Annotated in this window: 27 protein-coding genes; 24 read left to right on the top strand and 3 right to left on the bottom strand. The window is 73.0% G+C overall.

Annotation, left to right across the window (positions count from 1 at the left end):
- Window position 1 precedes the first annotated feature (1 nt).
- The 6 genes from Q1V71_RS19385 to Q1V71_RS19360 all read left to right on the top strand — a co-directional run bounded on the left by Q1V71_RS19385 (window position 2) and on the right by Q1V71_RS19360 (window position 4,143).
- Window positions 2-628, top strand: a complete 627-nt coding sequence (locus Q1V71_RS19385) for a riboflavin synthase (RefSeq protein ID WP_300646002.1) — start codon at window positions 2-4, stop codon at window positions 626-628.
- Complete coding sequence (locus Q1V71_RS19380) at window positions 625-1,971, top strand: bifunctional 3,4-dihydroxy-2-butanone-4-phosphate synthase/GTP cyclohydrolase II (RefSeq protein ID WP_300646000.1); 1,347 nt, start codon at window positions 625-627, stop codon at window positions 1,969-1,971. Before Q1V71_RS19385 ends, Q1V71_RS19380 begins: the two co-directional genes overlap by 4 nt.
- A 1-nt stretch (window position 1,972) precedes the next feature.
- Window positions 1,973-2,452 carry a 6,7-dimethyl-8-ribityllumazine synthase gene (ribH, locus tag Q1V71_RS19375; protein ID WP_300645998.1) on the top strand — a complete coding sequence of 160 codons (480 nt, stop codon included), beginning with the start codon at window positions 1,973-1,975 and terminating at the stop codon, window positions 2,450-2,452.
- Between the two features lie 90 nt (window positions 2,453-2,542).
- Window positions 2,543-2,806, top strand: a complete 264-nt coding sequence (locus Q1V71_RS19370) for a phosphoribosyl-ATP diphosphatase (protein ID WP_300645997.1) — start codon at window positions 2,543-2,545, stop codon at window positions 2,804-2,806.
- Window positions 2,807-2,813: 7 nt separating this feature from the next.
- Window positions 2,814-3,680: an ATP phosphoribosyltransferase gene (gene hisG, locus Q1V71_RS19365; RefSeq protein ID WP_300645996.1), complete on the top strand. Its 867-nt coding sequence runs from the start codon at window positions 2,814-2,816 to the stop codon at window positions 3,678-3,680.
- Entirely contained in the window at window positions 3,664-4,143 is a 480-nt protein-coding gene (locus Q1V71_RS19360; RefSeq protein WP_300645994.1) for a PH domain-containing protein, read from the top strand. The genes hisG and Q1V71_RS19360 overlap by 17 nt, the downstream gene beginning before the upstream one ends.
- Window positions 4,144-4,234: 91 nt before the next feature.
- Here Q1V71_RS19360 and Q1V71_RS19355 read toward each other — a convergent pair whose 3' ends face one another.
- A complete protein-coding gene (locus Q1V71_RS19355) occupies window positions 4,235-4,807 on the bottom strand; it encodes a 4-amino-4-deoxy-L-arabinose transferase (RefSeq protein WP_300645992.1) in 573 nt (190 codons plus the stop codon).
- A 35-nt stretch (window positions 4,808-4,842) separates the two neighbouring features.
- Window positions 4,843-5,277: a hypothetical protein gene (locus Q1V71_RS19350; protein ID WP_300645990.1), complete on the bottom strand. Its 435-nt coding sequence runs from the start codon at window positions 5,275-5,277 to the stop codon at window positions 4,843-4,845.
- A 41-nt stretch (window positions 5,278-5,318) separates the two neighbouring features.
- On the opposite strand from Q1V71_RS19350, the gene Q1V71_RS19345 reads away from it, so the two are divergent.
- From Q1V71_RS19345 to pheT, 8 genes are all read left to right on the top strand, one after another.
- Complete coding sequence (locus Q1V71_RS19345) at window positions 5,319-5,870, top strand: SseB family protein (RefSeq protein WP_300645988.1); 552 nt, start codon at window positions 5,319-5,321, stop codon at window positions 5,868-5,870.
- A gap of 265 nt (window positions 5,871-6,135) precedes the next feature.
- Window positions 6,136-6,816 carry a translation initiation factor IF-3 gene (infC, locus tag Q1V71_RS19340; protein ID WP_300646021.1) on the top strand — a complete coding sequence of 227 codons (681 nt, stop codon included), beginning with the start codon at window positions 6,136-6,138 and terminating at the stop codon, window positions 6,814-6,816.
- Window positions 6,817-6,884: 68 nt separating this feature from the next.
- Window positions 6,885-7,079, top strand: a complete 195-nt coding sequence (rpmI, locus tag Q1V71_RS19335; RefSeq protein ID WP_300645987.1) for a 50S ribosomal protein L35 — start codon at window positions 6,885-6,887, stop codon at window positions 7,077-7,079.
- 100 nt (window positions 7,080-7,179) lie between these two features.
- Window positions 7,180-7,566: a 50S ribosomal protein L20 gene (gene rplT / locus Q1V71_RS19330; RefSeq protein ID WP_300645985.1), complete on the top strand. Its 387-nt coding sequence runs from the start codon at window positions 7,180-7,182 to the stop codon at window positions 7,564-7,566.
- Window positions 7,567-7,574: 8 nt separating this feature from the next.
- Window positions 7,575-8,375, top strand: coding sequence for an RNA methyltransferase (locus tag Q1V71_RS19325; protein WP_300645984.1), 801 nt, complete (start codon window positions 7,575-7,577; stop codon window positions 8,373-8,375).
- 17 nt (window positions 8,376-8,392) lie between these two features.
- Window positions 8,393-9,475 (top strand): PAS domain-containing sensor histidine kinase, encoded by a 1,083-nt coding sequence (locus Q1V71_RS19320; protein ID WP_300645983.1) that lies wholly within the window; start codon window positions 8,393-8,395, stop codon window positions 9,473-9,475.
- 56 nt (window positions 9,476-9,531) lie between these two features.
- Window positions 9,532-10,629, top strand: coding sequence for a phenylalanine--tRNA ligase subunit alpha (pheS, locus tag Q1V71_RS19315; RefSeq protein WP_300645982.1), 1,098 nt, complete (start codon window positions 9,532-9,534; stop codon window positions 10,627-10,629).
- Between the two features lie 13 nt (window positions 10,630-10,642).
- Window positions 10,643-13,132 carry a phenylalanine--tRNA ligase subunit beta gene (pheT, locus tag Q1V71_RS19310; RefSeq protein ID WP_300645979.1) on the top strand — a complete coding sequence of 830 codons (2,490 nt, stop codon included), beginning with the start codon at window positions 10,643-10,645 and terminating at the stop codon, window positions 13,130-13,132.
- A 47-nt stretch (window positions 13,133-13,179) separates the two neighbouring features.
- Here pheT and Q1V71_RS19305 read toward each other — a convergent pair whose 3' ends face one another.
- Window positions 13,180-13,971: a maleylpyruvate isomerase N-terminal domain-containing protein gene (locus Q1V71_RS19305; protein WP_300645978.1), complete on the bottom strand. Its 792-nt coding sequence runs from the start codon at window positions 13,969-13,971 to the stop codon at window positions 13,180-13,182.
- Window positions 13,972-14,067: 96 nt separating this feature from the next.
- Between Q1V71_RS19305 and argC the strand changes: the two genes are divergently transcribed.
- From argC to Q1V71_RS19255, 10 genes are read left to right on the top strand one after another with little or no spacing between them, the layout of a single operon-like run.
- Complete coding sequence (gene argC / locus Q1V71_RS19300) at window positions 14,068-15,105, top strand: N-acetyl-gamma-glutamyl-phosphate reductase (protein ID WP_300645977.1); 1,038 nt, start codon at window positions 14,068-14,070, stop codon at window positions 15,103-15,105.
- Entirely contained in the window at window positions 15,102-16,253 is a 1,152-nt protein-coding gene (argJ, locus tag Q1V71_RS19295) for a bifunctional glutamate N-acetyltransferase/amino-acid acetyltransferase ArgJ (RefSeq protein ID WP_300645975.1), read from the top strand. The genes argC and argJ overlap by 4 nt, the downstream gene beginning before the upstream one ends.
- A 50-nt stretch (window positions 16,254-16,303) precedes the next feature.
- Window positions 16,304-17,236, top strand: coding sequence for an acetylglutamate kinase (gene argB / locus Q1V71_RS19290; RefSeq protein ID WP_300646019.1), 933 nt, complete (start codon window positions 16,304-16,306; stop codon window positions 17,234-17,236).
- Complete coding sequence (locus tag Q1V71_RS19285; protein WP_300645973.1) at window positions 17,233-18,411, top strand: acetylornithine transaminase; 1,179 nt, start codon at window positions 17,233-17,235, stop codon at window positions 18,409-18,411. The genes argB and Q1V71_RS19285 overlap by 4 nt, the downstream gene beginning before the upstream one ends.
- A 1-nt stretch (window position 18,412) precedes the next feature.
- Window positions 18,413-19,366, top strand: coding sequence for an ornithine carbamoyltransferase (argF, locus tag Q1V71_RS19280; RefSeq protein WP_300645971.1), 954 nt, complete (start codon window positions 18,413-18,415; stop codon window positions 19,364-19,366).
- The gene (locus Q1V71_RS19275) at window positions 19,363-19,983 is read left to right on the top strand and encodes an arginine repressor (RefSeq protein WP_300645969.1); all 621 of its coding nucleotides are present in this window, start codon (window positions 19,363-19,365) and stop codon (window positions 19,981-19,983) included. The genes argF and Q1V71_RS19275 overlap by 4 nt, the downstream gene beginning before the upstream one ends.
- On the top strand, window positions 19,980-21,410 hold the full coding sequence (gene argG, locus Q1V71_RS19270; RefSeq protein ID WP_300645968.1) for an argininosuccinate synthase: 1,431 nt from the start codon (window positions 19,980-19,982) through the stop codon (window positions 21,408-21,410). Before Q1V71_RS19275 ends, argG begins: the two co-directional genes overlap by 4 nt.
- The gene (locus Q1V71_RS19265) at window positions 21,410-21,925 is read left to right on the top strand and encodes an NUDIX domain-containing protein (RefSeq protein WP_300645967.1); all 516 of its coding nucleotides are present in this window, start codon (window positions 21,410-21,412) and stop codon (window positions 21,923-21,925) included. The genes argG and Q1V71_RS19265 overlap by 1 nt, the downstream gene beginning before the upstream one ends.
- The gene (argH, locus tag Q1V71_RS19260; RefSeq protein ID WP_300645966.1) at window positions 21,922-23,400 is read left to right on the top strand and encodes an argininosuccinate lyase; all 1,479 of its coding nucleotides are present in this window, start codon (window positions 21,922-21,924) and stop codon (window positions 23,398-23,400) included. The genes Q1V71_RS19265 and argH overlap by 4 nt, the downstream gene beginning before the upstream one ends.
- Window positions 23,384-23,986, top strand: a complete 603-nt coding sequence (locus Q1V71_RS19255; RefSeq protein WP_300645964.1) for a DNA-3-methyladenine glycosylase — start codon at window positions 23,384-23,386, stop codon at window positions 23,984-23,986. The genes argH and Q1V71_RS19255 overlap by 17 nt, the downstream gene beginning before the upstream one ends.
- The last annotated feature ends 472 nt before the right edge of the window (window positions 23,987-24,458 follow it).

Here is a 24,458-nt window from a genome sequence, read left to right as displayed (position 1 = left end):
GATGTTCACCGGCATCGTCGAGGAGCTCGGCACCGTCGAGTCCGTCGAGGACCAGGGCGACGCGATCCGCCTGACCGTGCGCGCCGAGACGGTGCTCGAGGGCACCGGCCTGGGCGACAGCATCGCCGTCAACGGCTGCTGCCTCACCGTCACCACGATCGACGACGGCACGTGGACCGCCGACGTCATGCAGGAGACCCTCGACAAGACCAGCCTGCACGGCGTGCAGCCGGGCGACCGGGTCAACCTCGAGCGTGCGGTGACCGCCGACAAGCGCCTGGGCGGCCACATCGTCCAGGGGCACGTCGACGGCGTCGGCCACGTCCTGGCGCGCCACCCCAGCGAGCACTGGGAGGTCGTCGAGGTCTCGCTGCCGGCCGAGATGGCGCCGTACCTCGTCGACAAGGGCTCGGTCACCGTCGACGGCGTCAGCCTCACGGTGGTCGAGGCCCGCCCGACCAGCTTCACCGTGAGCCTCATCCCCGAGACGCTCGCGCGCACCACCCTCGGTCACCGCCAGGTCGGCGACCGGGTCAACCTCGAGACCGACGTGATCGCCAAGCACGTCGCCAAGCTGGTCGCGGCCTACCTGCCGCAGGTCCAGGAGAGCAAGGAGCAGGACGCATGACCCGCATCGACGAGTCCAAGGACGGCCACGAGGCCGACGCCCCCCACGACAACCCCACGCTGCGCCGGATCCGCCTCGACACCATCGAGCGGGCGCTGGCCGACATCGCCGACGGCAAGGCGGTCGTGGTCGTCGACGACGAGGACCGCGAGAACGAGGGCGACATCATCTTCGCCGCAGCGAAGGCGACCCCGGAGCTGATGGCGTGGACGATCCGCCACTCCAGCGGCGTGATCTGCGTGCCCATGCCCGGCGAGATGCTCGACCGGCTCGAGGTCCCGCTGATGACCCCGCACAACAAGGACGCCTACCGCACGGCGTACACCATCTCCGTCGACGCCCGCGACGGCGTCACCACCGGCATCTCGGCCGCCGACCGCGCCCGCACCGCCCGCGTGCTGGCCGACTCCGCCACCGAGCCCTGGGAGATCACCCGGCCCGGCCACGTCTTCCCGCTGCGCTACCGCGAGGGCGGCGTGCTCGTACGCCGTGGGCACACCGAGGCCGCCGTCGACCTGGCCCGGATGGCCGGGCTCACGCCGGCCGGCGTGCTGGTCGAGGTCGTCAACGAGGACGGCTCGATGAAGCGCGGCCAGGAGCTGCGCGACTTCGCCGACGAGCACGGGCTGGCGATGATCAGCATCGAGGACCTCGTCCGCTACCGCCGCCGCCACGAGAACCTCGTCGAGCGCCGGGCCGTCACCCAGCTGCCGACCCGCGTCGGCGACTTCACCGCCTTCGGCTACCGCATCACCGTCGACGGCTCCGAGCACATCGCCCTGGTGCACGGCGACCCCGAGGCGCTCCGCGACGGCGAGCCGGTGCTGACCCGCGTGCACTCGGAGTGCCTCACCGGGGACGTCTTCGGCAGCCACCGCTGCGACTGCGGGCCGCAGCTGGAGGAGGCGCTGGAGCGGGTCGTCGAGGAGGGCCGCGGCGTCGTCGTCTACCTCCGCGGTCACGAGGGTCGCGGGATCGGCCTCCTGGCCAAGCTCCAGGCCTACCAGCTCCAGGACGGCGGCCGCGACACCGTGGACGCCAACCTCGACCTCGGCCTGCCCGCCGACGCCCGCCACTACGGCACCGCCACGCAGATCCTGCGCGACCTGGGCATCCGCAGCGTCCGGCTCATGACCAACAACCCCGACAAGGTCAGCAACCTCGAGGACTTCGGGATCACCGTCACCGAGCGCGTCCCGCTGACCCCGCACCCCAACGACCACAACCTGGCCTACCTGCTGACCAAGCGCGACCGGATGGGCCACGTGCTGCCCGACCTCGGCGACTCCGCAGCGGGCGGGGCCCACGCCGGCGACAACGACGACCTGATCCAGGGAGCTTGAGATGAGCGGACACGGCGCACCCACCACCGAGCCCGTCGACTGCAGCGACCTCCGCGTCGCGGTCGTCGCGGCCTCCTGGCACACCGAGGTGATGGACGGCCTGCTGGCCGGTGCCGAGCGCGCGCTGGCCGCGCACCAGGTCACCGAGCCCTCCGTCGTCCGGGTCCCGGGCACCTTCGAGCTGCCGGTCGTGGCCTCGGCGCTCGCGGGGGAGGGCTACGACGCCGTCGTGGCCCTCGGCGTGGTCATCCGCGGGGGGACCCCGCACTTCGACTACGTCTGCTCCGCGGCCACCGACGGCCTGACCCGGGTCGCGCTCGACCACACCGTGCCGGTCGGCTTCGGCGTGCTCACCTGCGACACCGACGAGCAGGCCCTGGACCGCGCCGGTCTGGAGGGCTCGAGCGAGGACAAGGGCTGGGAGGCCACCGCGGCCGCCCTGCTCACCGCGCGGACCCTGCGCGACCTGCGCCGCGGCTGAGGCCCTCCGGAGCAGGTCCCTCCCGGCGCGGGTCTCGCGGCCGCGCGCGGATATCGGGCGACGTGGGCCCACCGCCTAGGCTGGGCGACCGTGAAGACCTTCGACGGCCTGTGGGCCGAGCTCAGCGAGAAGGCCAGGACCCGCCCCGAGGGCTCGGGCACCGTCGCCCAGCTGGACGCCGGCGTCCACGCGATCGGCAAGAAGCTGGTCGAGGAGGCCGCGGAGTCCTGGATGGCCGCGGAGCACGAGGGCCGCGAGCGTGCCGCCGAGGAGATCTCCCAGCTGCTCTACCACGCCCAGTGCCTGATGCTGGCCAGCGGCATCGAGCTCGACGACGTCTACGCCCACCTCTGAGGATCCGATGACCACCAGTGCAGACCAGCCGCTGCTGCGCGTCGCGGTGCCCAACAAGGGCGCCCTGTCGGAGTCGGCCACCGACATGCTGCGCGAGTCCGGCTACCGCCAGCGCAGCGACTCCAAGCAGCTGACCCTCGTCGACGCCGAGAACGGCGTGGAGTTCTTCTACCTCCGCCCCCGCGACATCGCGCTGTACGTCGGTGAGGGGACCCTCGACGTCGGCGTCACCGGCCGCGACCTGCTCGCGGACTCCGGCGCCAAGGCCGAGGAGGCCCTGCAGCTGGGCTTCGGGCGCAGCCGCTTCCGCTTCGCCGGCCCGGCTGGCCGCTTCACCGAGCTTTCACAGCTGGCTGGGGCCCGGATCGCGACGTCGTACGTCGGGGTCGTGCGCGCGTTCCTGGAGGAGCGCGGCATCGAGGCCAGCGTCGTGCGCCTGGACGGTGCCGTCGAGACCAGCATCCAGCTCGGCGTGGCCGACGTGATCGCCGACGTCGTGGAGACCGGTTCGACGCTGCGCCGCGCGGGCCTGGAGGTCTTCGGCGAGACGATCCTGGACTCCGAGGCCGTCCTCATCACCCGCACCGGCACCGCCCCGACCGGCCTGGAGGTCTTCCGCCGCCGGATCGAGGGCGTCCTGGTCGCGCGGACCTACGTGATGATGGACTACGACATCCCGACCGCCCAGGTCGAGGACGCCGTGCGGCTGACCCCGGGGATCGAGAGCCCCACGGTCGCCCCGCTGCACAAGGAGGGCTGGTCGGCGGTGCGGGCGATGGTCCCGCGCGACGGCGCCCAGCGCCTCATGGACGAGCTCTACGGCCTGGGTGCCCGCGGCATCCTGCTGACCGACATCCATGCCTGCCGCCTCTGAGCCGGGCCCGGGGCCGCAGCCGCCGCTCGCCCCGACGCTCCCGCACACCTGGCGCCCGCTCGGGCCGCGGCTGGTCGGCACCGTCCTCGGCGTCGGCCTCATCGTGGTGTACGCCGCCGCCTGGTTCTCCTTCGACCAGGAGGTCCGCGACGACTTCACCGGCTTCCAGATCGGCACCGTCTTCGCGCTGACCGGTCTCGGGCTCTTCTGCGTCTACGCCCTGGTCCGCTCGCGCGCCACCGCGACCCGCGAGGGCCTGCTGGTCGTCAACGGCTACCGCCGCCGGCAGCTGGCCTGGGAGCAGATCGTCGAGGTCCGTCTCTCGCCCGGCGCCCCGTGGGTGGTCCTCGACCTGGCCGACGGCACCACCTGCAACGTCATGGCCATCCAGGGCTCCGACGGCTCCCACGCCCGCACGTGCGCCCGCCAGCTCCGGGCGCTCGTCATGGAGCTGCCCCGCTGACTCGGCGCCCGTTCGACGGTGACTCGGCGCCCGTTCGAGCGTGAGTCGGCACCGGTTCGAGCGTGAGTCGGCACCGGTCCGACAGCGCGGGTCAGCGCGAGGCGGTCCCGTCGACGACGAGGTCCGCCCGCTCACGGCCGCGGTCCCGGGCGAAGGTCTCCGCCTCGCTCGCCTCCCAGCGCTCCCACACCGCCTCGTAGGACGGGCCGTCGCGCTGGACTCCGCGCCGTCGCCGCAGCTCGCGCGGGGCGTCGACCCAGACCAGCGCGGTGCCGAGGTGCGCGACCGCGCCGGCCGCCGCCCCGACGCCCTCCACGACCAGCAGGTCCACCGGCTCCACGGTCTCGGTCCCGGCGTAGCGACCGGCCACCCAGTCGTAGCGCCGGTAGGTGCCGGCGCGCCCCTCGGCGAGCGGAGCCAGCAGGGCGAGGAGCTGGCAGCCGATCCCGGGGAGCCCCTCCCACCCGTCGTACATCGCGTCGAGGTGCACCACCTGCGACGCGACGCCCCGCACGGCAGCCGCCGCGGCGACCGCCGCTGCCAGGGTCGTCTTGCCCGCGCCCGACGGCCCGTCGACGAGCACCAGCCGACCGGCGCCCAGCGTCGCGGGTCGTGACAGCGCCAGGTCGAGCACCTGCTCCGCGGCGCGAGGCGCGCCGGGCACCGTCCCCGCCGGGTCGCCGGGCGGGGGAGCGGCGGTCAGGAGATGCCCTTGCTGCGCAGCAGCGCCTCGATGTCGGCGAGGTCGTCGTCGATGGCGGGGGCCCCCCGACCGGCAGGACCCGCGGCCGGTGCGGAGCGCCCCGGCTCCACCTCGCTCCCTGCTCGAGCGCCGACACCCCGGCGGGCCAGCATGCCGGTGACCACCAACAGCACCACCGAGACGCCGGCGAGCGCCACGCCCGTCCACACGACGGGGGAGAAGACGAGACCCAGGGCCCAGTCGGCCACCGCGTCGCCGATCCGGGTGAACATCCGCAGCGTGTCCGTGAGCCACGCGGCCGGCACCAGGAGGGTGATCGCGGCGGCCCGCAGCCCGGGGACCAGGCCGCGCCGGCGCCAGAGCAGCCAGGTCGCGGCGGCTCCGACGGTCGTGAGGGTCAGGGCGAGGGCGGTCCAGGCGGCGTCGTCCACCCCTCCAGACTGCCACAGCGGTGAGAGGGCAGGATGGAGCCGTGAGCAGCCCCGAGGGGCGGAGCCTGCTGGGCTCCGAGTTCCCCGACGACACCGGTGACGACGACCCGCGGCTGCGCGCCGCGCTGACGGCGTACGACGCCGCAGCCGACGCCCGGGAGCGGCGGGCGCTGCTGCCCGCCTGCCTCGAGGCCCTCCTGGGCGCCCGCCTCCTGGTCCCGGTGGTCGCCGTGCTCGGGGAGGCCGAGGTCGGGGAGGACGGGCTGGCCCGCGACAAGTCCAGCGACATGGCGGCGGTCCTGCTCACCGGCCGTGACGGTCGCAACGCGCTGCTCGCCTTCACCCACACCGCGGCCATGCAGGCCTGGGACCCGCAGGCGCGGCCGGTGCCCGTGCGGGCACAGCTCGCCGCGCAGGCCGCGATCCAGGAGGGCGCCGCCGCGCTGCTGGTCGACGTCGCCGGCCCGACCCGGCTGGTCGTGGAGGGCGTGGACCTCGAGGGGCTGGCCCGGGGCTGGCGGCTCGCGCGCGTGGGCGGCCAGGTCGGCTGGGTCAAGGACGCGGATTGGTCCGAGCCGGGAACAAGCGCCTAGTATCTGCTGTTGACCGATCTGTTCCACGTGCCCGGGTGACCGGGAGCGCGGAGTCGATCCACAAGCGGGGACCAGAACGACATGTCTCCCACCCGCACCGACCGCCGCTGCAGCACCACCGCAGCACCAGCCACATCCAGGTCGTCGGGTCCGGTCCGCGAGAGCCTCGTGCCCTCGCAGGTGCACCCTCTCTCCGGGGCCTGTCCACGGAGAGCGCGCGTGTCATGACTGGGTTCCGCTTGTCCATCAAGCCCCAGGAGGACACATCAGCACTGAGCTTCGTATCAACGACCGGATCCGGGTTTCCGAGGTCCGACTCGTCGGTCCCAACGGAGAGACCGTCGGCATCGTGCCGACGGGCGACGCGCTGCGCCTCGCGCAGGAGGCCGACCTCGACCTCGTCGAGATCGCCCCGATGGCGCACCCCCCGGTCTGCAAGCTCATGGACTACGGGAAGTTCAAGTACGAGAACGCCCAGAAGGCCCGCGAGGCGCGCCGGAACCAGACCAACGTCATCATCAAGGAGATGAAGCTCCGGCCCAAGATCGACGCCCACGACTACGAGACCAAGAAGGGTCACGTCGTGCGGTTCCTCAAGGCGGGCGACAAGGTCAAGATCACGATCATGTTCCGTGGTCGCGAGCAGCACCGGCCCGAGCTGGGCTTCCGCCTGCTCCAGCGCCTGGCCGAGGACGTCACCGAGCTGGGCTTCGTGGAGTCCGCGCCCAAGCAGGACGGCCGCAACATGATCATGGTGCTCGGCCCGCACAAGAAGAAGGCCGAGGCGAAGGCCGAGATCAAGGCCGCCAAGAACATCGCCGCCGCCGAGAAGGCCGAGCTCGAGGCGGAGGAGAAGGCCGAGCGCACCGCCGCCAACGCCGGCCGCACCGGCGTGGCCAAGGAGCGTGGCCGCTCCGAGAACCTCGATCCCGAGATCGAGGCCTGAACCCCTGATCCCCTGTCCGCCCTCGCGGGCGGGCGTGGCGAGACCACCGCAACTAGGAAGAGACAACGATGCCCAAGAACAAGTCGCACTCCGGCGCCTCCAAGCGGTTCCGGGTGACCGGCTCCGGCAAGATCCGCCGCCAGAAGGCGGGCATGCGCCACAACCTGGAGAAGAAGTCCTCCCGGGTGACGCGCCGCCTCTCCGGCACCGCCGAGGTCGCCACCGCCGACGTCCCGCGCGCCAAGAAGCTGCTGGGCCGCTGATCCCACGGGGGCTCCGCCCCCGTACGCCCCCACTGGGGTACCGCCCCAGGTCCCGGGCCCCCGGCCCCCTGAGAACGTCCGCAAGCAAGGAGCAACAGACATGGCACGCGTCAAGCGCGCAGTGAACGCCCAGAAGAAGCGTCGTACCACCCTCGAGCGCGCCAGCGGTTACCGCGGCCAGCGCTCGCGCCTCTACCGCAAGGCCAAGGAGCAGGTCACCCACTCCCTGGTCTACAGCTACAACGACCGCCGCAAGAACAAGGGCAACTTCCGTCGTCTGTGGATCCAGCGCATCAACGCCGCCGCGCGTGCGCAGGGCATGACCTACAACCGCTTCATCCAGGGCCTGAACCTGGCCGGCGTCGAGGTCGACCGCAAGATCCTCGCCGACCTGGCCGTCAACGACATCGCCGCGTTCAACGCGCTCGTCGAGACCGCCAAGGCCGCGCTGCCCGAGGACGTCAACGCGCCCAAGGTCTCGGCCTGACCGAGCCGGTGGGCCAGCAGCGGGCGGGTGACCAGACCCCGCTCGCCGCGTCCAACGCCCGGCTCAAGCACATACGCCGGCTCAGCCGCCGCTCGGAACGCTCCGAGCGGCGGCTGTTCCTCGCTGACGGCCCGAAGGCCGTCGAGGGTGCCCTCGCCGCCGGCTGCGTCGAGGAGGTCTTCGTCCGCCCCGACGCGCTCGGGCTGGTGCCCGAGCTGCCCGTCGACGTCCGCCTGACCCTGGTCGAGGACCGTGCCCTGGCCGCCCTCAGCGACTCGGTGAGCCCGGCCGGCGTGGTGGCCCTGTGCCGGTTCGTCGACGTGCCGCTCGCCGACGCCCTGGCCGGTGCCCGGCTGGTGGCGATCTGCGCCGACGTGCGCGACCCCGGCAACGCCGGCACCGTCGTGCGCTGCGCCGACGCCGCCGGCGCCGACGCGGTGGTGTTCGCGGGCAGCTCGGTGGACCTCTACAACCCCAAGACGCTGCGCGCCAGCGTCGGCTCGGCCTTCCACCTCCCGGTGGCGCTCGAGCCCGACCCCGTCACGGCCGTGCACGCCGCGCGAGCGGCCGGCCTGAGCGTGCTGGCCGCCGACGGCGCAGGGGAGCGCGACCTCTTCGCGATGGACGACGTCCTCGCCGCGCCCACCGCCTGGCTGCTCGGCAACGAGGCCTGGGGCCTGCCGGAGGACTTGGCGGCCCTCGCCGACCACCGCGTCGCCATCCCGATCCACGGTCGCGCGGAGTCGCTCAACCTCTCCACCGCCGCCGCGCTCTGCCTCTACGCCTCCGCCCGGGTCCACCGGGCCTGACGCCCTAGGGTGGCCGCGTGGAGCCGAGCGCGCAGGACGTGGTGGACGCCCTCCCCGACGGGGTCCTGCTGGCCGGGCCAGACGAGCGGGTCGAGCTGGTCTCGTCCACCGCCGCCCGGATGCTCGGCCTGGGCCCCGACGGCGGTGCCGGCGCCGTCGGCCGCCCGTTGCGCGAGGTCCTCGCGCTGCGCGACACCGACGGCCAGACCTGGTACGACGTCCACTGCCCGTTCGCGGGCATCAGCACCCGCACCGGCGTGCCCGAGCAGTCGTGGCGGCTGCCGGACGGCAGCGAGGTCCTGGTCACCGCCCGGCTGCACCGTGCCGGCCGCGGCCGACCCGTGGAGCGGGTGGCGGTCAGCCTGCGCTCGGGTCGCGGCCGGGCCCGGCTCGACCGCGACCGCTCCGACCTCGTCGCCACCGTCGCCCACGAGCTCCGCTCTCCGCTGACCGGCGTCAAGGGCTTCGTGCAGGCGATGCTCAACCGCTGGGACAAGCTCAGCGACGAGCAGAAGAAGCTGATGCTCACCACGGTCCACGCCGACTCCGACCGGCTGAGCCGCCTGATCGCCGAGCTGCTCGACGTGGCCCGGATCGACACCGGTCGCCTGCAGCTGCACCCGCGCCCGACCGACGTCGCCACGGTCGTGGGCCGGGTCGTGGAGTCGATCAGTGCCGGGACCGCCCGCCCGGTGGAGCTCGACCTGCGATCCGACCTGCCGAAGGTCTCCGCCGACCCCGACAAGCTCACCCAGGTCGTGACCAACCTGGTGGAGAACGGGCTGCGGCACGGCGAGGGCACCGTCCGGGTCACCGTGGAGCACCTCGCGGCCCGGGCGGGCCGGCCCGAGCACCCCGAGGTCCCGGAGTCGGTGCGGATCACCGTCGACGACCAGGGCCCCGGCATCCCCGAGGAGCTGCGCCGCCAGGTGTTCACGAAGTTCTGGAAGCACGGGGCGCGCGGCGGCTCCGGGCTCGGGCTCTACATCGTCGGGGGGCTGACCCGCGCGCACGGTGGCGACGTCGTCATCGACGACGCTCCGGGCGGCGGGGCGCGCATCCTCGTGCGCTGGCCGGTGGAGGACCACCGCCGGCGCTGAGCCCGCGACGTGTGCCGGTTCGTCGGGGTGGAGCCGCGCTTCCTAGACTGCGCCCCATGTCCGGTCCGAACTCCGAGTACGACCCCGTCGAGGTCACCCCGCTGCAGGCCGAGCACGTGGCCGCGGCCCGCGACGAGGCGATCGCCGCCATCGCGGCGGCCGCCGACCTCGAGGCGCTCAAGCAGGTCCGGATCGCCCACACCGGCGACCGCTCCCCGCTGGCCCTGGCCAACCGGGAGATCGGCGCCCTGCCGCCGCAGGCCCGCAAGGAGGCCGGCCAGCGGATCGGTCAGGCCCGCGGCGCGGTCAACCAGGCGCTCGCCGCCCGCCAGGAGGTGCTCGAGGCCGAGCACGAGGAGCGGATGCTGGTCGAGGAGACCGTCGACGTCACGCTGCCCACCGACCGCCGCCGTCGCGGCGGCCGGCACCCGATCACCCTGCAGTCCGAGCTGATCGCCGACATCTTCGTCGCGATGGGCTGGGAGATCGCCGAGGGCCCTGTCGTGGAGGCCGAGTGGCTCAACTTCGACGCCCTCAACCTGGGGCCCGACCACCCGGCGCGCACCATGCAGGACACCTTCTGGACCGAGCCCGCCGACCGGCACGTCGTGCTGCGCACCCAGACCAGCCCCGTGCAGGCGCGCACCATGCTCACCCGCACGCCCCCGATCTACGTCGCCTGCCCCGGTCGGGTCTTCCGCACCGACGAGTACGACGCCACGCACTCCCCGATGTTCCACCAGGTCGAGGGCCTGGTCGTCGACGAGGGCATCACCATGGCGCACCTCAAGGGCTCGCTGGACCACCTCGCCTCACAGCTGTTCGGAGACGGCATCGACACGCGGTTCCGCCCGTCGTACTTCCCCTTCACCGAGCCCTCGGCCGAGGTCGACGTGCGCTGCTTCGTCTGCCGCGGCGTCGACGCGGAGTCCTGCCGCACCTGTCGCGGCGAGGGCTGGATCGAGTGGGGCGGCTGCGGTGTGGTCAACCCGCGCGTGCTGGTCGCGTGCGGCGTGGACCCCGAGCGCTACTCCGGCTTCGCCTTCGGCATGGGCATCGACCGCAGCTTCATGTTCCGCCACAACCTGGAGGACCTCCGCCCGCTCTTCGAGGGCGACGTCCGGTTCAGCGCCGCCTTCGGCACCGAGATCTGAGGAACGAGCAGACATGAAGGCCCCCAAGTCCTGGATCCTCGAGCACGTCGACGTGCCGGAGGGCACCTCCACCGACGAGCTCACCGCCCGCCTGACCCTCACCGGGCTCAAGCTCGAGGCGGTCGAGTCGGCCGGCGCCGACATCAGCGGCCCCCTCGTGGTCGGCCGGGTGCTCACCAAGGAGCCCGAGCCGCAGAAGAACGGCAAGACCATCAACTGGTGCACCGTCGACGTCGGCGATGCCAACGGCACCGGCGAGCCGCAGGGCATCGTCTGCGGTGCCCACAACTTCGAGCCCGGCGACCTGGTCGTCGTGGTGCTTCCGGGCGGCGTGCTGCCCGGGGGCTTCGAGATCAGCGCCCGCAAGACCTACGGCCACGTCTCCGCCGGGATGATCTGCTCGGCCCGCGAGCTCGGCCTGGGCGAGGACCACGACGGCATCATCGTCCTGCCCGCCGACGCCGGTGAGCCCGGCCAGGACGTCCGCGGCATCCTCGGCCTCGACGAGGAGGTCATCGAGCTCGAGGTCAACCCCGACCGTGCCTACGCGCTGTCGATCCGCGGCATCGCCCGCGAGGTCGCCGTGTCGGTCCCGGGCGCCACCGGGTTCCGCGACCCCGCCCTCCGCGACACCCCGCTGGCCGACGACCAGGGCCACCCCGTGCGGCTCGAGGACACCACCGGCTGCCCGGTCTTCGTCGCCCGCACCGTGAGCGGCTTCGACTCCGCCGCACCCACCCCCGACTTCATCGCCCAGCGGATCACCGCCGCCGGCATGCGGCCGATCTCCCTGGCCGTCGACGTCACCAACTACGTCATGCTCGAGACCGGCCGCCCGATCCACGGCTACGACGCCGACAAGGTGCAGGGCGCGATCGTGGTCCGCCGCGCGAGCGAGGGCGAGCAGCTCACCACCCTCGACGGCACCCGGCGCACGCTCACCGCCGAGGACCTCGTGGTCTGCGACGACTCCGGGCCGATCGGCCTCGGCGGCGTCATGGGTGGTGAGTCCACCGAGATCTCGGGGAGCACCACGCGCGTGCTCGTGGAGTCGGCCCACTGGGACGCGGTCTCGATGTTCCGCACGGGCCGCCGCCACAAGATCACCTCCGAGGCCGGCAAGCGCAACGAGCGCGGCGTCGACCCCACGATCTGCGAGGCCGCGGCCGACCGCGTGGTCGAGCTCCTGACGACGTACGGCGGCGCGAGCGCCGAGCCCGGCGTGACCGTCGTGGGGGAGGCTCCGGCGATGCCGACGGTCACCATGGCGCTCGACCTGCCGGCCAACGTGTCCGGGCTGCCCATCGACCCGGACACGACCGTGGGCCACCTCGAGGCCGTCGGCTGCACGGTCCGCGTCGACGGGGACACCCTCACCGCGACCCCGCCGCCGTGGCGCCCCGACGTCACCGACCCCTACGACCTGGTCGAGGAGGTCGTGCGGCTCGTCGGCTACGACACCATCCCCTCGGTCCTGCCCGCCGCTCCCGGCGGCCGGGGCCTGACGCGCGCCCAGCAGCTGCGGCGTCGGATCGGCCGGACCCTGGCCGGTGCCGGCTGGGTCGAGGTCGTCGACTTCCCCTTCGTGGGAGAGACGGACCTCGACGCGCTCGGCCTGGAGGCCGACGACCCGCGCCGGACCGTGCTGCGGCTCTCGAACCCGCTCAGCAGCGAGGCCCCGGCCATGACCACCACGCTGCTCCCGGCGCTGCTGCGCACCGCGGGACGCAACGTGGGCCTGGGCGCCTCCTCGGTGGCGGTCTTCGAGACCGCGACCGTGACGCTGCCGCGCTCCAGCGAGGCGGCGCCGATCCTGCCGGTCGACCGCCGGCCCACCGACGCCGAGCTCGACGCCCTGGTCAAGGCGCTGCCCGACCAGCCGCTGCACCTCGGGCTGGTCGCCGCCGGCGAGGCCGACCCGGCCGGCTGGTGGGGCCCCGGGCGCCCCGTGGAGTGGTCCGACGCCGTCGACGCGGTGCGCTCGGTGGCCGACGCCCTCGGCCTGGAGCTCGACGTCCGCCCCGCGGCCCTCGCCCCCTGGCACCCCGGCCGATGCGCAGAGCTGCGGCTCGGCGACGCGCTCGTCGGCCACGCCGGCGAGCTGCACCCGCGGGTCTGCACCACCTTCGGACTGCCGGCCCGGTCGGTGGCGGCCGAGGTCGACCTCGACGTGCTGATCCAGCACGCCGTGCACCTGCGGCCCGCCCCGACCTTCTCGACCTTCCCGGCCGCCAAGGAGGACGTCGCCCTCGTGGTGGAGGAGTCCGTGGAGGCCGCTGCGGTCGAAGCCGCCCTGCGCGAGGGTGCCGGAGACCTGCTCGAGTCGATCCGGCTCTTCGACGTCTACCGCAGCGAGCAGCTGGGGGAGGGTCGCAAGTCGCTGGCCTTCGCCCTGCGCTTCCGCGCCCCCGACCGCACGCTCACCGACGAGGACACCACCGCCGCCCGCGAGGCGGCCGTGGCTCTCGCCGCGGAGCGCACCGGAGCCGTCCAGCGCGCCTGAGCTGCCCGCGACCCGTCGCCAGGTTGCGCGTGACCCGTCGCCAGGTCTCAGTCGATCGGCTGGTCCACGGCGTCCAGGAACGCGGCGAACGCCACCTCCGACCCGCTGACGGCCAAGCGCCCCCGGTCCGTACGCCGCCAGAGCCACGTGTCCACGTCAGCGGCCGTCCCGCGCACGACCGCATCAGCGGGCGCGTCGTCGACGGCCCGGACGAGGTGCGGCACGTCGTAGGCCGTGCCCGACTCGGGCTCGGTGCCGATGAACCGGCCGGTCTGCAGCACCAGCCGGTCCCCGGTGTCGGTGAGCTCGAGGGCGGTGGTGTGCCCGTCGGGCGTGAAGGCTCCCCACACCGGGGGCTCCCCACCCTTCATCACGTCCACGACCTCGGCGACGCCGTCCGCGGCGAGGTCGGCCGGCAGCGGGGTGACGCTGCCCGCGGCCAGCTCGGCGTCGAGCCGGTGGACCATCGCCTCGTGCGCCTGGCGGCGCTGGGTGAACCCGACGGTCTGCTCGTCGGCCCACGACCACGCGGGCTCGTCCGGCGGGAGCGGGCCCAGCAGCCCGGCGAGCCGCTCGGAGGCCTCGTCGAAGAATGCCAGCAGCCCCTCGCGGTCCGCGGGTCGCGCCGGGTGCTCCTCGGGCGGCCCGGCCGGGCGTGACCTGACGACCTCGCCCCAGAACCACTGGACCTCGCCGAGGTGCCACAGCAGGTCGTCGGCGTCCCAGTCCGGGCACGACGGCACCCGGGCCACCGACGGGGTGGTGGCGAGGACGTCGCGGAAACGGGTTGACTCCCGACGCAGGTGGGCAACGTACTCGGCAGGGTGCAGGCGGCTCATGACCGCCAACCTAGGCCGCTGCCGGGTCCCCGGCAGCCGACTTTCCTGCGCCGGGCCGACCCGGATTCACATACTCATGCAGACCTTTGTATAGTCATGCACATGAGTCGCACACGCGTCGCCGTCGCCGGAGCGAGCGGGTACGCCGGAGGTGAGCTGCTGCGCCACCTGCTGGCCCATCCCGCGGTCGAGATCGGTGCCCTGACGGGCGCGTCCAACGCCGGCCAGCCGCTCGGCGCCCTGCAGCCGCACCTGGTGCCGCTGGCCGACCGGGTGCTGGAGGAGACGACCACCGAGGTGCTCTCCGGCCACGACGTCGTCTTCCTCGCCCTCCCGCACGGGCAGTCCGGTGCGGTCGCGGCCGAGCTGGGGGAGGGCACCGTGGTCATCGACTGCGGCGCCGACTTCCGCCTGCAGGACCCCGCGGCCTGGGCCGCCTTCTACGGCGGCGAGCACGCCGGCACCTGGCCCTACGGCCTTCCCGAGCTCCCCGGCGCCCGTGACCGACTGCGCGGGGCCACCAGGGTCGCCGTCCCCGGCTGCTACCCGACCGTCTCCACGCTGACCCTCGCGCCCGCCGTGGCCGCCGGGCTGGTCGAGCCCGACGTCGTCGTGGTCGCCGCGAGCGGCACCTCGGGCGCCGGCAAGGCCGCCAAGCCGCACCTGCTCGGCAGCGAGGTCATGGGCAACGCCTCGGCGTACGGCGTCGGCGGCAGCCACCGGCACACGCCTGAGATCACCCAGAACCTCTCGGGGCTGGTCGACGGCACCGTCAGCGTCAGCTTCACCCCGTTGCTCGTGGCGATGTCGCGCGGCATCCTCGCGACCTGCTCGGCGCCGCTGGCTCGCGACGTGAGCGCCGCCGAGGCCCGCGAGGTCTACGAGAAGGCGTACGCCGACGAGCAGTTCGTCCACGTGCTCCCCGAGGGGCTGTGGCCCCAGACCCAGTCGGTCACCGGCTCCAACGCCGTCCACGTGCAGGTGACCGTCGACGACGCGGCCCGCCGCCTGGTCGCGGTCGGTGCCGTCGACAACCTCGCCAAGGGCACCGCCGGCGCCGCCGTGCAGTGCATGAACCTCGCGCTCGGCCTCGACGAGGGCACGGGCCTGACCACGATCGGACTCGCCCCGTGAGCACCACCGCCCCCGCAGGGTTCTCCGCCGCCGGTGTCGCCGCCGGCCTGAAGTCGACCGGGGCCAAGGACGTCGCGCTCGTGGTCAACCACGGCCCGACGTACGACTCCGCGACCGTCTTCACCTCCAACCGCTGCAAGGCCAACCCGGTCCTGTGGAGCCAGGAGGTCGTCAAGGACGGCACCGTCCGCGCCGTGGTCCTCAACTCCGGCGGCGCCAACTGCTACACCGGCGCCGAGGGCTTCCAGACCACCCACGCCGTGGCCGAGCGGGTCGCCGAGCGCCTCGGGATCGGCGCGATCGACGTGGTCGTCTGCTCGACCGGCCTGATCGGGCTGGCCAACGACCGCGACGACCTGCTCGCCGGCGTCGACGCCGCGCACGCGGCGCTCTCCACCGAGGGCGGTGGCGAGGCCGCCGAGGCGATCATGACCACCGACTCGGTGAGCAAGCAGGTCGTCGTCGAGGGCGCCGGCTGGTCCATCGGCGGGATGGCCAAGGGCGCGGGCATGCTCGCCCCCCAGCTGGCCACGATGCTGGTCGTCCTCACCACCGACGCCGTCGTGCCCGCCGCCGACCTCGACACCGCGCTGCGCGCCGCGACCCGGGTCTCCTTCGACCGGCTCGACTCCGACGGGTGCATGTCGACCAACGACACCGTGACCGTCATGGCGAGCGGGGCCAGCGGCATCACCCCGAGCCTGGCGGACTTCACCGCCGCGCTCACGCAGGCCTGCACCGACCTGGCCATGCAGCTGCTCAAGGACGCCGAGGGCGCCGATCACGAGATCGCCATCACCACCCTCAACGCCGTGAGCGAGGAGGAGGCGGTCGAGGTCTCGCGGAGCGTGGCCCGCAGCAACCTGTTCAAGGCCGCGGTCTTCGGCAAGGACCCCAACTGGGGCCGGGTGCTCGCCTCCATCGGCACCACCAGCGCCGCCTTCGACCCCGCCGACCTCGACGTCGCGATCAACGGGGTCTGGGTCTGCCGGCAGTCCACGCCCCACGAGGACCCGACGAAGGTCGACCTGGAGCCGCGCGAGGTGAGCGTGACCATCGACCTCAAGGCCGGCACCGAGCGGGCCACCGTCTGGACCAACGACCTGACCCACGCCTACGTCCACGAGAACAGCGCCTACTCCTCATGAGCGACGACAAGACGATCCCCGCCAGCAACCCCGCCCTGGACCCCGCGTCGATGGTCTTCAGCGAGGTCCCGCCCGCCGACTCCACGAAGGCCGGCGTCCTCGCCGGCGCCCTTCCCTGGCTCAAGCGCTACCACGGCAAGGTGATCGTGGTGAAGTACGGCGGCAACGCCATGACCGACGACGGGCTCAAGCGAGCCTTCGCCGAGGACGTCGCCTTCCTCCGCTTCGCCGGCTTCAAGCCGGTCGTGGTCCACGGCGGCGGCCCGCAGATCTCGACGATGCTGGACAAGCTCGGCATCGAGTCGGAGTTCCGCGGCGGGCTGCGCGTCACCACGCCCGAGGCCATGGACGTGGTCCGGATGGTCCTGGTCGGCCAGGTCCAGCGCGAGCTGGTCGGGCTGATCAACTCCCACGGTCCCCTGGCCGTCGGCATGTCCGGCGAGGACGCCGGTCTCTTCACCGCCGAGCCCACCAACACCATCGTCGACGGCGAGGAGGTCGACCTCGGGCTGGTCGGCGAGGTCGCCAAGGTACGCCCCGAGGCGGTCCTCGACATCATCGAGGCCGGGCGCATCCCGGTCGTGTCCAGCGTCGCGCCCGACGTCCACGGTGCGGTGCACAACGTCAACGCCGACACCGCGGCCGCGGCCCTGGCGGTCGCGCTCGGTGCCGAGAAGCTCCTGGTCCTCACCGACGTCGAGGGGCTCTACCGCGACTGGCCCGACAGCGACGACGTGATCTACGAGATCAGCCCCGAGACCCTGGGCGAGCTGCTGCCCACGCTGGCCAGCGGGATGGTCCCCAAGATGGAGGCCTGCCGCAAGGCGGTCGCCGAGGGCGTCCCGCGCGCCACCGTCGTCGACGGTCGCGAGCCGCACGCCGTCCTGCTGGAGCTCTTCACCGACGAGGGCGTCGGCACCCAGGTGCTGCCCGGCGTCGACACCAAGGTCCGCAAGGCCCGGCAGCAGGCGGTGGTCAAGTGAGCACCCCCACGAGCGAGCTCACCGAGCGCTACACCCACGCGCTCATGAACACCTTCGGCCCGCCCAAGCTGGCGCTGGTCCGGGGCGAGGGCAGCCACGTCTGGGACGAGCACGGCAAGGAGTACGTCGACCTGCTCGGTGGCATCGCGGTCAACTCCCTCGGCCACGCCCACCCGGCCCTGGTCGCCGCGGTGACCGAGCAGCTGCAGACCCTCGGCCACGTCTCCAACTTCTTCACCACCGGCCCGCAGGTCGAGCTGGCCGAGAAGCTCCTCGCGCTGCTCGGGGGACACGAGGGGAAGGTCTTCCTCGCCAACTCCGGCGCCGAGGCCAACGAGGGCGCCTTCAAGCTGACCCGGCGCACCGGCCGCACCCACGTGGTCGCGGCCGAGGGCGGCTTCCACGGCCGCACGATGGGTGCGCTCGCGCTGACCAGCAAGGCGGCCTACCGCGAGCCCTTCGAGCCGCTTCCGGGCGAGGTCACCTTCGTCCCGTACGGCGACGTCGAGGCCCTCGCCGCCGCCGTCACCGACCAGACCGCCGCGATCTGCCTCGAGCCGATCCAGGGCGAGGCCGGCGTCGTGGTCGCCCCCGACGGCTACCTCGCCGCGGCCCGCGCGATCGCGGACGAGCACGGTGCGCTGCTGTGGCTCGACGAGGTGCAGTCCGGCGTCGGCCGCACGGGCGAGTGGTTCGCCCACCTGCGCCACGAGGTGGTCCCGGACGTGGTCACGCTCGCCAAGGGCCTGGGCGGTGGCTACCCGATCGGCGCCGTCGTCGGCCTGGGCCGGGCCGCCGACCTGCTCCAGCCGGGCAACCACGGCACCACCTTCGGTGGCAACCCCGTCGCGTGCGCGGCGGCGCTCGCGGTCATCGGCACGATCGAGGACGAGCACCTGCTCGAGCACGTCACCGTGATCGGGCAGAAGGTCCGCGACGGCCTGGCCGCCGACCCGCGCGTCACCGAGGTCCGGGGCGAGGGCCTGCTCATCGGACTGGACCTCGTCTCCGAGACCGCGGCCCAGGTGGTCGAGGCCGCCCAGGACGCGGGCTTCATCGTCAACGCCCCCACGCCGCGTCGCATCCGGCTCGCCCCGCCGCTGGTCCTCACCGACGAGGACGCCGCCGCCTTCCTGGCCGCCTGGCCAGGCATCCTCGACGCCGCGGGGGTGTGAGGTGCCCGCCCCGACCCTGCGCCACTTCCTGCGCGACGACGACCTGAGCCCGGCCGAGCAGGCCGAGGTCCTCGACCTCGCGGCCGCCATGAAGCGCTCGCCGTACGACGCCAAGCCGCTGGCCGGACCGCAGTCGGTCGCGATGATCTTCGACAAGCCGACCCTGCGCACCCAGGTCTCCTTCGGCGCCGGCATCGCCGAGCTCGGGGGCAACCCGATGCTCGTCGAGGGCAGGCTCGCCGGGATCGGTGTCCGCGAGTCCGTCGAGGACGTCGCGCGCGTGCTGGGCCGCCAGGTCTCGGTGGTCGTGTGGCGCACGTTCCACCAGTCCGACCTGGACACGATGGCCGCGCACGCGGGCGTCCCCGTGGTCAACGCGCTCACCGACGACTTCCACCCGTGCCAGCTCATCGCGGACCTGCTGACGGTCCGGGAGCACCAGGGCGACCTCGCCGGCCTGACGGTCGCCTTCGTCGGCGACGGCGCCTGCAACATGGGCAACTCCTGGCTGCTGGCCGGCACCACCGCCGGCATGCACGTGCGGGTCAGCGCGCCGGAGGGCTTCATGCCCTCGGAGGCGATGTTCGAGCGCGCCCGCGAGATCGCCGCGAGCACCGGCGGCTCCGCCGTCGCCGAGCCAGACCCGCGCGCGGCCGTCACCGGGGCCGACGTGGTCGTCACCGACACCTGGATCTCCATGGGCAAGGAGAGCGAGGAGTCCGCGCGGGCCGCGGCCTTCGCGGCCTGGTCCCTGGACGCCGAGCTGCTCGCCTGCGCGGGGCCGGACGCCATCGTGCTGCACTGCCTGCCGGCGTACCGAGGCAAGGAGATCTCCGCCGAGGTGCTCGAGGGGCCGCAGAGCGCGGTCTGGGACGAGGCGGAGAACCGCCGGCACGCGCAGAAGGCCGTCATGGCATGGCTGCTCCGGGCCAAGGAGGGGGCGTTGCTGCGATGAGCGAGCAGGCCCTGCGCCCCACGACCAAGAACGCGCGGCACCAGCTGATCGTCGAGCTGGTCGGCTCCCGGGAGATCCACTCCCAGGGCGAGCTCGCCGTGCTGCTGGCCGAGAACGGCGTGCGCGTCACCCAGGCGACGCTCTCGCGCGACCTCGTCGAGCTCGAGGCCGTCAAGGTCCGCGGCGCCTCCGGCACCCTGGTCTACGCCGTGCCGGCCGAGGGCGGCGACCGCACCCCGCTCGCACCCGCCGACACCGCCACCGGTCGCGCGCGGCTGGCCCGGCTGCTGGCCGAGCTGCTGGTGAGCGCCGAGGCCAGCGGCAACCTCGTCGTGCTGCGTACCCCGCCGGGGGCGGCGCAGTTCCTGGCCTCGGCCTTCGACAAGGCCGAGCTCGGCGACGTGCTGGGCACCATCGCGGGCGACGACACCGTGCTCGTCATCGGCCGCGACCCGGTCGGTGGCGACGACCTCGCCCACCGCCTCCTGGCGATGGCCGAGCACCCGCCGGCCACCCAGGGCCTGGTGTCCCTCGCAGGCACCCCCGAGACCACTGGCACCATCCCCCCGAGCACACCCCCGACAAGCACCGTCACCGACACCGAGGAGCACCCGTGAGCAAGGTCCTGACCACGTTGCCGAAGGGCGAGCGCGTGGGCATCGCGTTCTCCGGCGGCCTCGACACCTCTGTCGCGGTGGCCTGGATGCGCGACAAGGGCGCCGTGCCCTGCACCTACACCGCCGACATCGGGCAGTACGACGAGCCCGACATCTCCGGCGTCCCCGACCGGGCCCTGCAGTACGGCGCCGAGATCGCCCGCGCCGTCGACTGCCGTCGCCAGCTGGTCGAGGAGGGCCTGGCCGCGATCGCGTGCGGTGCCTTCCACATCCGCTCCGGCGGCCGCGCGTACTTCAACACCACCCCGCTCGGGCGCGCCGTCACCGGCACGATGCTGGTGCGCGCCATGCACGAGGACGGCGTCGACATCTGGGGCGACGGCTCGACCTTCAAGGGCAACGACATCGAGCGCTTCTACCGCTACGGCCTGCTGGCCAACCCCGACCTGCGGATCTACAAGCCATGGCTGGACCCGGAGTTCGTGCACGAGCTCGGCGGGCGCGCGGAGATGAGCCAGTGGCTGGTCGAGCACGACCTGCCCTACCGCGACTCGAAGGAGAAGGCCTACTCCACCGACGCCAACATCTGGGGCGCCACCCACGAGGCCAAGACCCTGGAGCACCTCGACGTCTCGCTGGAGACCGTCGAGCCGATCATGGGCGTGAAGTTCTGGGACCCCTCGGTGCAGATCGAGACCGAGGACGTGCGGGTCCGCTTCGACCAGGGGCGTCCGGTCGCGATCAACGGCGAGACCTTCCGCGACCCGGTCGCGCTGGTGATGGAGGCCAACGCGGTCGGCGGCCGCCACGGCCTGGGCATGTCGGACCAGATCGAGAACCGGATCATCGAGGCCAAGTCGCGCGGCATCTACGAGGCACCGGGCATGGCGCTGCTGTGGATCGCCTACGAGCGGTTGCTGAACGCGATCCACAACGAGGACACCGTCGCGCAGTACCACAACGAGGGCCGCAAGCTCGGCCGGCTGCTGTACGAGGGCCGCTGGCTCGACCCGCAGGCCCTGATGATCCGCGAGGGCCTGCTGCGCTGGGTCGCCTCGCTGGTCACCGGCGAGGTGACGCTGCGGCTGCGCCGCGGCGAGGACTACACCGTGCTCTCGACCGTCGGCAAGGACTTCTCCTACCACCCCGACAAGCTCTCGATGGAGCGCACCGAGAACGCCGCCTTCGGCCCGCTCGACCGGATCGGCCAGCTCACGATGCGCAACCTCGACATCGCCGACTCGCGCGCCAAGCTCGAGATGTACGCCGGGCAGCCGCTGGACCAGGGCCAGATCCTGGTCGAGAACGGCACGCTCTTCGGCGAGATCGAGCCGGGCGGCGCCAGCCGGATCGCCGAGAACGCCGAGCTCGGCCAGACCGGCGACGAGGCGCTGGACGCGGCGGCCATGGAGTTCGGCACCGATTGATGGACGAGCCGATGGCGCCCACCCCCGGTGAGCCCACGTTGCGGGTCACCGCGCGGGTGCTGCCGGTCAACCCCCGCGGCGAGGTGCTGCTGCTCCTCGACCAGGACCCCGGACGGCCGGGCGTCGCGCGCTGGGGCACCATCGGCGGTGCCGTCGACCCGGGGGAGACCCTGCACGACACCGCTGTCCGTGAGATGCACGAGGAGACCGGCATCCGCATCCGGGCCGCCGACCTGGTCGGTCCCGTGCACCGCGACGTCGTGCCGTTCAGCTACGACGGCCGGGCATTCCTCGGCGACTCGACGTTCTTCGCGATCACGCTCGCCCACGACGTCGAGGTGGTGTTCGACCACCTCGAACCGCTCGAGGTCGACAACGTGCTCGACCACGGATGGTGGAGTCCCGCGGACCTCGCCGCGGACGGTCGCGCGGTGCTGCCCGACCTCCCCGACATCATGACCAAGGCCGTCGAGGCCGTGGCCGACCTGGCCGCCGACGAGAGGAACCCCCAGTGACCGGCACCGCCGACCCGCTCGAGCCCGGAAAGGGCGAGAGCACCAACACCGGCAAGCTCTGGGGCGGTCGCTTCGCCGGGGGTCCCTCGCCGGAGCTCGACGCGCTGTCCCGCTCGACCCACTTCGACTGGCGGCTCACGCCCTACGACCTCGCGGGCTCGCGGGCCCACGCCAACGCGCTGCACCGCGCCGGTCTGCTCTCCGACGCCGACCACGCCGAGCTGCTGCGCGGTCTCGCGGTGCTGGGGGAGCGGTACGCCGCGGGCGAGCTGCTCCCGGACCCCTCCGACGAGGACGTCCACGGGGCGCTGGAGCGGCTGCTGCTGGAGGAGGTCGGCCCCGACGTCGGCGGCCGGCTGCGGGCCGGACGCTCGCGCAACGACCAGATCGCCACGCTCTTCAAGGTCTTCCTGCGCGACCACGCGCGCATCGTCGGCGGCCAGGTGCTGGACCTCGTCGAGGCGCTGGCGACCCAGGCCGAGGCGCACCTTGGCTCGGAGGAGCCGGGGGGCACCGGGCCGACGATCATGCCCGGACGCACCCACCTCCAGCACGCGCAGCCGGTGCTGCTGTCCCACCACCTCATGGCGCACGCCTGGGCGCTGCTGCGCGACGTCGACCGTCTGGCCGACTGGGACGCCCGGGTGGCCGGCGACTCGCCGTACGGCTCGGGGGCGCTGGCGGGCCAGTCCCTCGGCCTGGACCCGACGGGTGTCGCCGCAGAGCTGGGCTTCACCGGCTCGACCGCCAACTCCATCGACGGCACCGCCTCGCGCGACTTCGTCGCCGAGCTGGCCTTCGTGGCCGCCCAGATCGGGGTGGACGTCAGCCGGATCGCCGAGGAGGTCATCCTCTGGGCGACCCACGAGTTCGGCTTCGTGACGCTGCACGACTCGTGGTCGACCGGGTCCTCGATCATGCCGCAGAAGAAGAACCCCGACATCTCCGAGCTGGCCCGGGGCAAGGCCGGCCGCCTCATCGGCAACCTGTCTGGGCTGATGGCGACGCTCAAGGCGCTGCCGCTCGCCTACAATCGTGACCTCCAGGAGGACAAGGAGCCGGTGTTCGACTCCGTCGACACCCTCGAGGTGCTGCTGCCCGCCTTCACCGGTCAGGTCGCGACGCTGGTCTTCCACGCCGACCGGATGGCCGACCTCGCGCCCCGCGGCTTCTCCCTGGCGACGGACATCGCGGAGTGGCTGGTGCGGCAGGACGTCCCGTTCCGGATCGCCCACGAGCTGGCCGGCGCCTGCGTGCGGGCGTGCGAGGAGCGAGGGATCGAGCTGCACGAGCTGACCGACGAGGAGTTCGCCGGGATCTCCCCGCACCTGACCCCTGGTGTCCGCGAGGTGCTGACCGCCGCCGGCTCGGTGGCCTCCCGCGACGGCCGAGGCGGCACGGCGCCGGTGCGGGTCCGCGAGCAGCACGCCGAGCTGGTGGCCCGCGCGGCCGAGCTGCGTGGCCGGCTCGCCTGACCTCTCGGTCCTCGCCGGGGACGTGCTCGACGTGGCGCCCCGGCTGCTCGGCGCGCACCTGTCCCACGCGGGCGTGACGGTGCGCCTCACCGAGGTCGAGGCGTACGCCGGAGAGGCCGACCCGGGCTCCCACGCCTTCCGCGGCCGGACCGACCGCAACGCCGTGATGTTCGGGCCGGCCGGGTTCCTGTACGCCTACCTGATCTACGGCATGCACGTGTGCGCCAACGTCGTCACCGGCACGCCGGGCACCGCCTCGGCGGTCCTGCTCCGGGCCGGCGAGGTCGTGGAGGGCCTCGACGTCGCGCGCGGACGGCGGCCTGGTGCGTCCGACCGCGACCTCGCGCGGGGACCCGCCCGGCTCTGTCGTGCGTTGGCCATCGGTCTCGAGCACGGGGGAGCGGACCTGGCCGCCGGACCGGTCCGGCTGGACCTGGCCACGGAGCCGGTCGGGCAGGTGGCCACCGGACCACGGGTGGGGCTGCGCCAGGCGGCCGAGCACCCCTGGCGGTACTGGTTGGCAGGGGAGGCGACGGTGTCGGCGTACCGCCCCGCCGCACCCCTGCGCAGGCGTCCCCGCGGGTGAGGTGACCCCCGATTTTGTGTGCTCCCGGGGCATGTGTAATGTTCCTTCTCGCCGCGGCAAGCGGAACTCCTCGGAGCGAGGCCCAAGGGCCACCTCGAAGCAGGGGCTCCGTCATGTCCGCAGCACGGAGGCTCACCAGCCTGCCACAGCCCAGCAGCTCCCCGGAGTTGACGAGGCCGAGACAGACGGGTAAGTTTCTGCAGGTTGCCCCGCCGCCGGTCGCGAGAGCGAACGGGACGGTGCGCGTCTGATTCTTGAGAACTCAACAGTGTGTCATAGTCGACGAATTAGTTTGTTATGCCCCGTTGACTGGCCTTAGCTTTCGGGTTTGGGTTGGTTGATGGTTTCTTTGACAATGATTCTGACAATTTGCCTGATCGGTGTGAATCGGTTGGGTGTCAGTGTCTCCTGTCAGGCATCTCTTTTTCCATGATCGCGTTTGTGGTTGTGGTGTTGTTTTTCAACGGAGAGT

This window comes from Nocardioides sp. (assembly GCF_030149505.1).
Classification (GTDB): Bacteria; Actinomycetota; Actinomycetes; order Propionibacteriales; family Nocardioidaceae; genus Nocardioides.
The sequence above is the reverse complement of the archived record's forward strand: the minus strand, read 5'-3'. Positions and strand labels throughout refer to the sequence as shown.